This window comes from Microbacterium sp. NPDC028030 (assembly GCF_040637855.1).
Lineage (GTDB): Bacteria > Actinomycetota > Actinomycetes > Actinomycetales > Microbacteriaceae > Microbacterium.
In genome coordinates, this window is record NZ_JBEZXF010000002.1 from 889,682 (window position 1) to 901,931 (window position 12,250).

Annotated in this window: 11 protein-coding genes; 4 read left to right on the top strand and 7 right to left on the bottom strand. The window is 68.5% G+C overall.

What is annotated here, in order from left to right; all coding sequences use genetic code 11:
- Positions 1–16: 16 nt before the first annotated feature.
- Positions 17–970 (top strand): HAD family hydrolase, encoded by a 954-nt coding sequence (locus AB0E56_RS13310; RefSeq protein ID WP_359799601.1) that lies wholly within the window; start codon positions 17–19, stop codon positions 968–970.
- 48 nt (positions 971–1,018) lie between these two features.
- Here the strand turns inward: AB0E56_RS13310 and AB0E56_RS13315 are convergent, their stop codons facing one another.
- The 5 genes from AB0E56_RS13315 to AB0E56_RS13335 all read right to left on the bottom strand — a co-directional run bounded on the left by AB0E56_RS13315 (position 1,019) and on the right by AB0E56_RS13335 (position 6,906).
- The gene (locus tag AB0E56_RS13315; protein WP_359799603.1) at positions 1,019–3,352 is read right to left on the bottom strand and encodes an arylsulfatase; all 2,334 of its coding nucleotides are present in this window, start codon (positions 3,350–3,352) and stop codon (positions 1,019–1,021) included.
- 115 nt (positions 3,353–3,467) lie between these two features.
- Positions 3,468–4,844, bottom strand: coding sequence for a hypothetical protein (locus tag AB0E56_RS13320; protein ID WP_359799605.1), 1,377 nt, complete (start codon positions 4,842–4,844; stop codon positions 3,468–3,470).
- Between the two features lie 50 nt (positions 4,845–4,894).
- The gene (locus tag AB0E56_RS13325; RefSeq protein WP_359799607.1) at positions 4,895–5,242 is read right to left on the bottom strand and encodes an SHOCT domain-containing protein; all 348 of its coding nucleotides are present in this window, start codon (positions 5,240–5,242) and stop codon (positions 4,895–4,897) included.
- A 1-nt stretch (position 5,243) separates the two neighbouring features.
- Positions 5,244–5,678: a DUF6325 family protein gene (locus AB0E56_RS13330; RefSeq protein WP_359799610.1), complete on the bottom strand. Its 435-nt coding sequence runs from the start codon at positions 5,676–5,678 to the stop codon at positions 5,244–5,246.
- 79 nt (positions 5,679–5,757) lie between these two features.
- On the bottom strand, positions 5,758–6,906 hold the full coding sequence (locus tag AB0E56_RS13335) for an AI-2E family transporter (RefSeq protein ID WP_359799611.1): 1,149 nt from the start codon (positions 6,904–6,906) through the stop codon (positions 5,758–5,760).
- Positions 6,907–7,083: 177 nt separating this feature from the next.
- Between AB0E56_RS13335 and AB0E56_RS13340 the strand changes: the two genes are divergently transcribed.
- Together AB0E56_RS13340 and AB0E56_RS13345 are read left to right on the top strand one after the other, a co-directional pair.
- Positions 7,084–7,470 (top strand): hypothetical protein, encoded by a 387-nt coding sequence (locus AB0E56_RS13340; RefSeq protein WP_359799613.1) that lies wholly within the window; start codon positions 7,084–7,086, stop codon positions 7,468–7,470.
- Between the two features lie 4 nt (positions 7,471–7,474).
- Positions 7,475–7,915 (top strand): DUF6325 family protein, encoded by a 441-nt coding sequence (locus tag AB0E56_RS13345; RefSeq protein WP_359799614.1) that lies wholly within the window; start codon positions 7,475–7,477, stop codon positions 7,913–7,915.
- A gap of 16 nt (positions 7,916–7,931) precedes the next feature.
- Here AB0E56_RS13345 and AB0E56_RS13350 read toward each other — a convergent pair whose 3' ends face one another.
- Together AB0E56_RS13350 and AB0E56_RS13355 are read right to left on the bottom strand one after the other, a co-directional pair.
- On the bottom strand, positions 7,932–10,478 hold the full coding sequence (locus AB0E56_RS13350; RefSeq protein WP_359799616.1) for a LuxR C-terminal-related transcriptional regulator: 2,547 nt from the start codon (positions 10,476–10,478) through the stop codon (positions 7,932–7,934).
- 118 nt (positions 10,479–10,596) lie between these two features.
- Entirely contained in the window at positions 10,597–11,226 is a 630-nt protein-coding gene (locus AB0E56_RS13355; protein ID WP_359799618.1) for a hypothetical protein, read from the bottom strand.
- Between the two features lie 55 nt (positions 11,227–11,281).
- Between AB0E56_RS13355 and AB0E56_RS13360 the strand changes: the two genes are divergently transcribed.
- On the top strand, positions 11,282–12,205 hold the full coding sequence (locus AB0E56_RS13360) for a mechanosensitive ion channel domain-containing protein (RefSeq protein WP_359799620.1): 924 nt from the start codon (positions 11,282–11,284) through the stop codon (positions 12,203–12,205).
- The last annotated feature ends 45 nt before the right edge of the window (positions 12,206–12,250 follow it).

Here is a 12,250-nt window from a genome sequence, read left to right on the forward strand (position 1 = left end):
GACGCGAGGATCCGACATGACCGACCACCCCTCCCTGCGCTCATGGCGCGGCAACCGGACCCGCCGTGACATCGAGGCCTTCGTGGCCGCCGTCACCGAGGGACCGGATGCCGTGCCCGTCGAGGAGCGGATCGCCGTGTTCGACAACGACGGCACCCTGTGGTCGGAGAAGCCGATGCCCACGCAGTTGCACTACGTGGTGGAGCAGTGGCGGGCGGCGGCCGAACTCCACCCGGAGCTGGCCGAGCGACAGCCGTATCGCGCTGCGGTGAGCGGTGACTTCGGGTGGCTGAGCACCGCCATCGACAAGCACTACGCGGGCGACGACTCCGACCTCACGACCATCATCCAGGCGCTCGTCGGACTCACGGACGGCATGAGCGTGGAGGACTACGCCCGCTCGGTCGAGGACTTCTACCGCACGGCGCAGCATCCGGTCCTGAGACGCCCGTACTCCGACGCCGTGTATCAGCCGATGATCGAGCTGCTCCGCTACCTGGAGCACCACGGCTTCACCTGCTACATCGTCTCCGGCGGCGAGCGCGACTTCATGCGACCGATGACGCTGTCGAACTACGGCATCCCCCCGGAACGTGTGGTCGGTTCGGCTTTCGGCCTCACCTGGGACGACACCGACGCGACTGTGCGGTACTCCTCGTCTCTCGCCTTCTTCGACGACGGCCCGGAGAAGCCGGTCCGGATCTGGACGCGCATCGGTCGGCGTCCCCTGTTCGCCGGCGGCAACTCGAACGGCGACACCGCGATGCTGGACTTCGCCCGACGGGGACCGCGGTCAGGGTTCGCGATGCTGATCCACCACGACGACCCGGACCGCGGAGACACGCCATACGACGCCGGCGCCGAGAAGGCTCTCGCTGCCGCGTCGGACAGCGGCTACACGGTCGTCAGTGTGCGCGACGACTGGGACACGGTGTTCCCCGCGCCCGTCTCGGACGCCGGCGACGCCTGATCGACAGCGAACGCCCCGGACATCGCCGGGGCGCTCACCGCCGTCCTGCTATTCGCGAGACAGCATCGCCGCGGCTTCGAGTTCGAGGTCGCGGTAGTGTTCGGCGCTGACGTCGATGCCGACGCCGAGCAGCTTCCCGCCGGTGAACGGGAACGGGTTGGCGTACTGCCGGCTCACCGGGTCGGCGCTGTCCCATCCCACGCACAGGCCGTCGCCGCATAGCGTGAACTTGCCGACCTGCGCGCGCATCGGCCCGGAGGCGACCGCGCGATCGTCGACGTAGAGCGTGGCCGTGCCGACCGACTCCCCGTGCTCGCCCGCGCCCTCGCGGACGAAGTCGACACCGACCGTGTGGGGCCCCGGAGTGAGCTCCTCCGACGTGAACGACTGCTCCGGGGGGATGCCGAGGAAGTTGTAGACGTACGTGAGGCGGTTGTCCTTGATGAACAGGGTGTGGCCACCGAACCTCGAGCCGTGCGCGAAGAGGACACCTTCCGCGCCCTCGTCCAGGACCACATCGGCCACGATCTTGTACGAGCGCCCTCGGAGATTCACCGCCACGCTCTCGGGCACGGCGTCGGTGCCCGGGTAGTACACGTACCGGTCCCTCGGCGGTTCCGCCTGTGGACGCTCGACCGTGAGCACCTCTCGCGCTGAGCGGTCGTCGAGCGGGAGCACGAAGTTCTTCTCCGCCTCGTCGAACCATGCGGCGATCAGTTCCTGGAGCTTCTCGGGCTGACTCTGCGCCAGGTCGTTCGACTCGGAGCGGTCTTCCGCCACGTGGTAGAGCTCCCAGACGTCCTGGTCGAAGTTCCCCTTGCCGCTGAGGGGTGCGTGCACGGCTGCCGCCTTCCATCCGTCCTTCCAGATGCCCCGCGTGCCCAGCATCGAGTAGTACTGGACCTTCTTCTCGGTCGGCCCGTCCGGTTCCGCGTCGAAGCTGTACTTCATCGACACCCCGTCGAGCGGATGCTGGGCCACACCGCGGAACGAGTCCGGCATCTCGATGCCGATCACATCGAGCACCGTCGCCACCACGTCGACGGAATGGTGGTACTGGTGCCGGAACTCCCCTCGGGCGGTGATCCCCTTCGGCCAATGGATGACCATCGGGTCGCACGTTCCGCCCGCGTACTGCGAGTAGCGCTTGAACATCTGGAACGGCGTGGAGAACGCGGCAGCCCACCCCGTCGGGTAGTGGTTGTAGGTGTCGGGCGATCCGAGCCGGTCGATCATCGTCAGGTTCTCGGCGAGATCGTCGGGGTACCCGTTGAAGAACTTGTTCTCGTTGACGGAACCGTCGGGCGACCCTTCACCCGAGGCCCCGTTGTCGGCACAGTAGAAGATGAGCGTGTTGTCGAGCTGACCGGTCTCCTCCAGATAGTCGACGATGCGTCCGACCTGCGCGTCGGTGTACTCGGAGAACCCGGCGAACACCTCGGCGAATCGTGCGAACAGCTTCTTCTCGTCGTCGGAGAGCTCGTCCCAGGGGCGCACGTGGTCCGCGGGGTTCGCGGCATCCTCCGGCAGCGGGTTGATCGGGGTCATCGCCGTGCCCTCCGGGAGGACGCCCTTCTCGATCATGCGGGCGAGCACCCAGTCCCGATAGGCGTCGTAGCCGTCGTCGAACGCCCCCTTGTACTTGTCGATGTACTCCTGAGGTGCGTGGTGCGGAGCGTGATTGGCGCCGGGGCAGAACCACATGTACCAGGGCTTGGACGGGTTGGACGCCTGCTGGTTGCGGATCATGCCCAGAGCCTGGTCGGCGAGGTCCTTCGAGAGGTGGTACCCCTCCTCCGGGGTCGCCGGCGCCTCGATGAAGTGGTTGTCCTCGACGAGGTCCGGATACCAGTTGTTGGTCTCGCCGCCGAGGAAGCCGTAGAACCGGTCGAACCCGAGCTGGAGCGGCCACATCGAGCGGTTTCCGCCCGGGGCGTTGTCCTCCTCGGGGACGTTGTGGTCCTTGCCCACCCAGAACGTCGAGTAGCCGTTCCCCTGCAGGATCTGTCCGATCGTCGCGCACTCAGCCGGAAGTCGTCCGGCGAATCCGGGGAAGCCGTTCGTGCCCTCCATGATGACCCCGGCGCGGTTGACGTGGTGGTTCCGTCCGGTCAGCATGGTCGACCTCGTCGGCGAGCACAGCGCCGTCGTGTGCCACTGCGTGTAGGTGAGACCCGATTGCGCCAGCCGATCCATCGTCGGCATGTTGATACGACCGCCGTAGGGCGACCAGGACGCGAGTCCCGTGTCGTCGTAGAGGACGATCAGCACGTTGGGAGCGCCCTCCGGAGCGACCGAGAGCTCGTACGGCGACCAGTCCGGCGTGGAGTCGCGCACGTCGAGCTCGATCTTCCCCGCGAAGTCCGCATTGAATTCCGACATCATCTCTCCTCCGGTCCCGGGTTGCACAACATCGTCCTCCTGCCGAGTATCGGCGTCACGCCGAGCGCAAAGGCAGCCCGCTCACCCTCAGGGGGTGATCTATCGGGCGAGCCCGTCAGAGCACCGGCGCGGTCGCCGACGCCGCAGCGGCGCCATCCGGCTCACCCTCGCCATCCGCGGCAGCGTCCGAGGTACCGGTGCGCGTCTGCGCCGTCTCGACAGGGCCCGGCCGTCGGAGCAGTTCCACCAGGATGGCGAAGACGAGGAGGCCGGCGCTGACGCCGAGCACCGTGCCGAAGGAGACGGGGCGGGTCATGACGAGGATGAGAAGGGCGAGCGCCATCCCGACGATGAGGATCGGTCCGTGGAAGCGGTCGACGGCGAGACCGAGACGCCCCGTGGACAGCCCGCGTCCCTCCCAGGTGCCGCGGATGGCAGCGAAGCCGCTGCCGAGCACGCCACGGACGGCCAGGGCGCTGCGGCTCGACCCGGCGAACCACGCCCAGATCGCGACGAGCAACCCGACCATGGCCAGTGCAGCGATCGTCGAACCCAGCAGTGCGGTCACTTCGTCGAACAATGCCTCAGCGGCCGCCGACGTCATGATCGACGGACTCACCGCACCGATGAAGAACGTCCTGCCGATCCCCATCCCCGCGGAGAGCAGGAGGAATGCCGCGGCGAAGGCGGCACTGGTCCACAAGAGCGCACGGGAACGGTCACGGGCGAGGAGGACTCCGGCGACCACGAGTCCGAGGACGACCCACGGCAGCCAGAATCCCGCGGCGACGGCGATCTGATAGATCGTGCGCACCAGGACGAGGGCGTCGGCCTGGGCGATGGGGATCGAACGGTCGATCACGGGGATCAAGTCGGCGAATCCCACACCGCGCTCCGTCAGCTCCGCCTTGACCCGTTCGACGACCAGACCGAGGTCGATCGACAAGACGCCGTCGTCCGCGAGCTGCACCGCGGTGTCGGGGCTATTCTGCATGATCGCCACGGCGCGCTCATGCGTGAACCGGAGGGTCTGCGCCCAGATGTCGGCGAACTGCTCGGAAGCGACGACGTCGTGGACGACACCGTCGACGAGCGATGTCAGACCGCTGGCCGCAGGCGCCTCGAGCAGAGTGAGAGCCGATGCGGCGCGCGGGGGGAAGTCGAGTTCGCGCAGCCCGTCGAAGACCTCACCGACGACGGCATCGAGGTCGATCTGCTCGTGGATCGCGGTGCTGACCTGGGCGGAGACGAAGTCCTGGACGTCGGGGTCCTGCGCCAATGGGGCGAAGGTCGCGACGAATCGATCGGAGTCCACGAGCTGGAGGCGGGCCCAGGTCCCCATCGCGGCGATCGGCGCCATCAACACGGCCAGTGTCAGCACGATCGCGGCGACGACGCTCCGTGCCACCGGGCGGCGACGCGGGGCCTTGAGCGTCTGATTCTCCTGTTCGAGGAGGAGGACGCGGGCGCGCAGGTCATCCAGTTCACTCATGCGTCATCTCCTCGGGGCCGGCGGCTCTCTCAGCGCAGACGGACGGCTCCTCAGCTGAGGAGCTTCTGTTTCGCCGCCGCGAACTCCTCGTCGGACAGCACGCCCGACTCCTTCAGCGAAGCCAGCTGCTGCAGCTTCGCGATCATGTCGTCGGCGCCGCCTGCTGCGGGGGCTGCCGCCGGAGGCGCGGTGTACTGTGCGGCGGCGTTCTGTGCGGCGGCGTCGATCTGGGCCTGCTGCTGTGCGGCTTCGTACTGCTGCTGCTCGTACTGCCCCTGGGCACGCTGCTGCTGGTTCCGCGACATGGCGCCGCCCACCGCCGAGGCCGTTCCGGCGACCACAGCCGTCCTGGCAGCGAGGCCGATCAGTCCGGGGCGACCGAATCTTCTCAATGGCATGTCATTCACCTTCCTGATCGAGGATGTCCATCATGGCGTTCACGACCGGTGCGGGAACCCGCTCGCTGCGGAGCACCTGACCCCCCGCGGCCGCGAGGTTCTGTGCCAGGGTGCGGGCGAACGCGAGCTCGAGGACGACGACCGCGGCCGACTGACCGGGGGCGAGCGCCTCGGCGAGCGCTTCGACGTCTTCCTCGCCGGCGAGCCCCGCGGCTATGGGTGCGAAGTCGTCGAGGCCCAGTGACGCGCCGTCCGCTTCCAGCTCGACGATCTCGACATCTCCGTTCGCCGATTTCGACAGCACGACGAAGTCGAGGAGGCGGACCACGCCGCTGTCGACGAGGTCGGTGAGCGCGCGGAACGTGGCAGGGTCCGGACGCTCGCCCTCGAAGCCAACGAGGTAGAACTCGGCGGGGCCGAATCGGAAGTCGTTCATGGATCGTCCTTTCTCACGGTGGCGAGGAGCGGGCCGTCCGCTCATGCTCGCATCGCCGCTCTCGAGGTGATGTCCGCGCTCACCCCAACGGGGTGAGCACATCGTCGTCCGGCGGCGAGGTCCGACTGTTCTGCCGCGGGATCCACACCTTGCGGATCACGATCAGGATCGATGCGGTCAACGGGATCGCGACGAGCGCACCGAGCAGACCGAGGAGCGTGGCGCCGATCATCGCGCCGATGATCACGAGCACGCCGGGCACCGAGGCCGCCCTGCCCATGATCCGCGGCGTCACCACGTACGCCTCGATCTGGATGTACACGAGGTAGGCGACGACGAAGACGAGCGCCGCGATCGGGCTGACGAACAGCGTCGCGACGCCGCCGATCAGGAGGAAGACGAGTGAGCCGATCATCGGGACCAGCGTGATGAAGAACGCGACGATCGCCATCACGGCGGGAATGGAGGAGCCGACCGCGAGCTGGATCACGAGCACGACCAGAGCATTGATCGCCGACAGGGTCACGCCACCGGCGACCACTCCCCCGACCGACTGCGTGATCTCCTCCAGCAACGCGGTGAACCGCGCACGCCGATACTGCGGAACCAGGTTCGCAACCGCTTCCTTGATGCTCGTGAGGGACGCGACGAAGTACAGCGTGAGCACCACGACCAGGACGAAACTCGACACGGCGCCGATGACGCCGAACCCTGCCTTGAGAACGCCTCCGGAGATCGCGAGGAACGACGAAAGGGTCGTGAGTGAGCGGAGGCCTTCCGTGACCGCCGCCGAGAGGTCGACGCCGAGGTTCGCCTCCAGCGTGCGATACCACGCACTCGCCTCCATCGCCTCGATGGTCTCCGGCGCCGCCTCGATGGCAGCGGTGATCTGGCGTACCGTCGCCGGGATCAGCACCACGAGGATCACGGCAACGACCCCGAGGAAGATGACCGCCACGATCGCCACACCCGCGGCCCGCGTCGTTCCGCGCCGCTCCAGGGCCCGGACGGCAGGGTCCAGGCCCAGGGCGAGGAACATGCCGAGGAAGATCGAGATCAGCACCGTGGAGATGCCGGCGATCGTCGCGGCGAGGGCGATCGCCAGGAGCACCCCGACCGCGACGGAGAACCCGGAGAGCACGGGCCGTGCCGGCAGGACCAGCCGCAGCCGGGGCCGACGGCTGCGGTCGTTCGGTGCGTCTCCGCGCACGGGCTCCCTCTCGTCCACAGGTGCACGCTACGCGCGGGCGACGCGTGCAGACCGAACGCCCTCACCCGTTCCTGGTGACCGCCGTGGCCACCGGCGCCCGAGCGGGGTCGCCCGCTAGGGGTGAGCGGTCCTCCCCCGGCGGCGCGGGCGCTGCCACCATCGCGATACGCAGTAACTCAACGAAAGGGGTCCGAAGTGTCCATTTGGGAAAGCTTCTGGGACATCATCTGGTGGTTCTTCTGGGTGTTCGTGTTCATCTCCTACTTGATGGTGCTCTTCAACATCGTCGCCGACCTGTTCCGGGACCACAGCCTCAACGGCTGGTGGAAGGCCGTGTGGATCATCTTCCTCATCTTCGTCCCGTTCCTGACGGCGCTCGTGTACCTGATCGCGCGCGGACGCGGTATGGGTGAACGCAGCGCATCGGCGTATCGCGAGCAGCAGCACGCCGCCGATTCGTACATCCGGAGCGTCGCGGGATCCAGTCCGAGCGATGAGATCGACAAGGCGTCGAAGCTCCTCGCGGCCGGGACCATCACGCCCGACGAGTTCGCCGCCATCAAGGCCCGCGCCCTGAGCTGACAGCATGGTTGAGGCGGTCGGTGTGACCCTGCAGGCGCTCGGCGACGTCGAGTTCGTCGTCGCGCGTCTGGAAGACGACCGCCTCAGCCCGCGCATCCTCGAAGCGCTGCTGCGTCAGGTGGAGGGCGGCACCATCCGCCTGCTGGACTTCGTGATGATGCGGCGTCTCGAAGACGGCTATCACCTGATCGAGGTCGACGGCGACGAGTTCACGCTCGCGGGCCTCGGGCTGGACACCCCCGGTCTGGTGTGCGAAGACGACGTGCGGTACTTCGCCTCGCAACTGCCGGTCGGAACGCTCGCCGCGCTCATGCTCGTCGAACCGACCTGGAGCGAACGGTTCGCGCGCGACGTCGACCACAGGGAGGACCGTATCCTCGCCGTCCAGCCGATCCCGGCCGAGATCGCGAACACGGTCCTCGCTGCCGCCCTTCGCCAGTCGTGACCAGGATGATGGCGACTCAGACGGTCGTCCGCACGGCCTCACGTCGCGAGGAGACCCCGAGCTTCCGGTAGATCGCCCTCTGGTGGGTCTTCACCGTGTTGATCGACACCGAGAGCTCGCCCGCGATCTCGTGCAGGGTGCGTGCCGTCTGCAACTGCTGGAAGACCTCGCGCTCCCGGTCGGACAGCGCATCCACGAGCGAACCCGCCGCATCGTTCGCCAGGCATCGGCCGATGAAGTCCTCGAACTGGGTGCCGTAGTGCACGTGCTCGCCGAGGAGCTTTCGCACGGCGGTCTCCCTCGGACCGAACGGCAGCCGGATGTTCTCGCCGCTGGCGACGGCGACCGCGGCCTCGCACAGTTCGTGCGCCTCCTCGCGGTGCCCCGCCTGGCGACGAAGCACCGCCGCGGTGATGAGCGTCGCGGATTTCACATACGACACCTCGCTGAACGCACGCAACGCTCTCAGCATCTCGAGGGCGCCGGAGTGCTCCCCGGCGCGACGGAGCATGCCGGCGAGGGCGACGTTGACGACGGGCAGGTCCGGGCAGTGGATGTACTTCCTGGCGATCCGCATCGCGCGGTCCTGGCGTCCGACCGCCTCCTCGAGCAGGGCGACGGACGACTCCCGGAACGCCGGCCAGGAGATGCCGTGTACCACTTCCAACGGGATGTCCTGGATGCCGATCGCCGCGCGGCGACAGGCCGCCACGTCGCCCGTCTCGGCCGACGCGTACGCGATCATCATGCGCGCGATGCTCGTGAACGACCGGTCCGAGCTCCCGTTCGCGATCACGGTCCCGAATGCCCGGATCGCCTCGTCCGACTCGCCCGCCCAGTAGGCGACGTACCCTGCCGCGGCCGCAGCGCTCCCACCCGCGTATGTGCTCCAGGGCAGGCTCACGTCTTCGGCGCCCTCGACCGAGGCGAGCGACGATCGGGCGTCCGAGAAGCGGCCAGCCCACGTCTGACCGAACGCGAGATGACCCAGTGAACGTTTCGCCAACTCCTGGTCCCCCGAGCTCTGCGCCTCTCGCGCGGCCGCCGAGAAGTACTCGACCGGGATGGTCGGATCGCCCCGATGCCGGATCTCGGTCCACCCCAGGAGATAGTTGAGGGCGGCCCGGTCGCCGAGCTCGGTCGAGTCCGCATCGAGCAGCATCCGGCGCACCTTGGCGCTCGCTTCGGCCACCGCCGCGCGCTCATCGGCGATGAACAGGCGTGCGATCTGCAGGACCGCGGGTTCCCTGCCGTCGCCGGTGCGGGCGATCATCGCCTCGGCACGCCGGAACAACTCGCGGGCCACTCGGTGGTCGCCCAGCACATCGCTCGCACACGAGCGGACGAGGAGCACCTGCGCATCGTCCGGCGTGCGACGCAGCATGTCGGTCGCGGTCCGTTCGACCTCTGAGGCGCTCGCCCCGACGACCAGCCCGAGCCAGTGGCGCAACAGGGACTCCCGTGCGGCCACGGGCTCGTCGGCGCGGAGCGAGTGCGTGATCGAGGCGATGGGGTCCGTCGCCTCGAGTGCCTTCGCCGCCCGACGATGACAGGCGGCGGCGCGAGCCGCATCCTGTCGCAGGATCTCCGCGCACTGTCTGGCGAAGGACGCATGCCAGCGGTAGACGACGCCGTCGGGCTCCTCGTACCGATCGAGGAACAGTCCGAGGCGCACGCAGCTCTCGAGCAGTTCGGCGGCGTCCGGCCGCTCCGTCACCGCCGCCGCCAGCTCGGGTGTCAACTCGCCGCACACACTCCCCTCGAGCACGAATTCCACGACCTCAGGTGGCAGCACGCCGAGGACGTGCTCGCGCACGTAGGTACCGAGGAAGCTCGACGCACTCTGCGCACCGGAGTCGGCCCTGGCGCCGCCGATCATCATCAGCCGCACGGCGATCGGCCACCCCTGCGTCTCCTCGAAGATCGTCCCCGGATCGAGAGCGCTCGCCTTCGCATCGTGCAGGAGCTGCACCTCCGCCGGGGTGAAGCTGAGGGTGTCGACGCTCACGAACGACTCCGGATGCATGAGGCGATGCCGCGACAGTGTGACCTCGAGCAGAGTCGTCCCCACGAGCACGACCCGCAGACCGTCCGGCGCCTGCTCGGCCAGCATGCCGAGGAGACCGCTTCGCCAGTCCTCCCCTGCCCGTTGCGCGTCGTCGACGATGAGGTGGGTGCGGGTGTCGAGGTGTTCCAAGACCCGGCAGATCTCGGCGTAGGCGTGATGGGGGTCGTCCAGGTCGCGGGCAAGCGCGAGCGGTCGTCCCGCACGTGCCGCCCCGACCAGTAGGGAATTCACGACGCCCTGCGTCAGGCGGGAGGGATCGGCGTCGGAGGAGCCGAGCCCGAGCCAGGCGACCTGTTCCAGCGACGCCGCCCAGTCGGCCACGGCCGTCGTCTTGCCGAATCCGCTGGGCGCGCTGATCACGGTCAGCGCATCCCGCGCCGCTGCCTCGGCTATCGCGGTGCTGACGCGCTCGCGGCGGATCGCACCGGGCTGGGGAGCCGGCGGCCGGAACCGAACCGTCGGTCCGGGCAACGTCGAACGCACGGGGGGCGACATGGCACCAAAGCTAGTGGCGCTGTCCGGCACCCTTCAAGGGCCTCCCCCGGGTGATCTTTCCCCGCGCCATTACCTCGACGGCGTCTCGTTCGAGGGGCTTGCGGGGCGCATGACGGCGTCAGATCTTGATCGGGTATGTCGTCAGGACGATGACCCCGACGACGGCGAGCACGCCGCTCAGCGTCACGAAGACCATCCGCCGCCAACGCGCACGCTGGTTCTGGGAGAGTGCGGCGAAGAACAGCACGAGCGCGAAGAGCACAGTCAACAGCGAATAGTCGTCGCCGCGCTGATTGTTCCGCAGAGCTTCGTCAAACTTCTCGTCTGCGCGAGCGCTCAACTCTGCCGCTTCCGCCTCGCCGGCTGGCACGTACTCCTCCATCGCGAACGGGCCGTCGGACACGCGACCTTCCGCATCCCAGGCGTCGAAGGCGACGGCGAACTCCGGCGTGAAGCGCTGTTCGATGAACTCCACCAGGTCTTCCGACCCCTCGCGGTCCGCGAGCACCCACTGCGTGTAGATGGTCAGATCGTATTGGCGCGCCGCCTGCGCGGTCGCCTGCGCCGACGCCGCCTGCACCCGCGCGCTGGATGCCTGACTGAAGGCGATCGACATCTCGCCACCCCACTTCGACGCCTCGAAGCCGCACCACGCGGTGATCACCGCGGTGATCGAGAGGAGGAGCACGGTGCTGATCTCGAGCAGCCCGTAGGTGCGGTCGTCGGCGGGAGCGGGCTTGTCTTCCATGCCGCTATCGTGCAGCTCCCGCGCGTGCGGGTCGTGGGGCGCTCACCCTCGCGGGGTGAGCGCCCCCGCCGACGCACGGTGCGCTGGCGCATCCTGGACGCATGAGGCGCACACACCGGCCGAAGACCCCGAGCGGCACACGACCGTGACCCTCGGCGACCTCTTCCCCGACGGGCTCTCCGCCTGGCAGATCGTGCTGGCGCTGCTGTCGGTGCTCGTCGGATGGCTGCTGTCGCGGTTCGCGCGCAAGGGTGTGCTCACGCTCGCCAAGCGCACCCCCGGGATCTCCGACACGGTCTCTCAGCTGGCAGCCCGACTCACGCAGTACGCCCTGCTCCTGGTCGGCATCGGGGTCGGTCTGGCGTTCCTCGGCGCGAACGTGCAACCGCTGCTCGCGATGACGGCCGTCGCCGTGGTCATCGTGATCCTGGTGCTGCGCGGCGTCGCGGACAACTTCGCCGCAGGAGTCCTGATCCAGTCCCGGCAGTCGGTGAAGATCGGCGAGGAGATCGCCGTCGACGGACCAGACGGCGTGATCCGCGGCACCGTGCAGGAGCTCAACGGTCGTTCCGTGGTCCTCACCACCGTCGACGGACGCACGGTGCACGTTCCCAACGCCGCGCTGCTCAGCGGGGTGCTCGTCAACGATTCCCGGCACGGTGCGCGTCGCAGCGCCGTGGACGTCAGGGTCGTCCGGTCGGACGGCGCCGACCTCGACGAGGTGATCCAGGTGATCACGACCGCGGCGAGCGCCGTCGACGGTGTGCACGCCCGCGAACACCCGGTCGTGCACGTCGTCTCGATCTCGCCTGACCGCTGGATGCTCGCTCTCCGGATCTGGCACCATCCTCTGCACGGCGCCGCCGTCGTCTCGGCCACCGTGCGTTCCGTCGCCGACGCGCTGGAGGCCGCAGAACTCACAGCGGTCGTCGTGCAGAGCCAGGGCCCGCCTCCGCTGGTCGCACCGGAGTCGTTCTGAGCCGCGCTCATCCGACCCCCGCGGGGCGACGGGAAACCGCCGTCC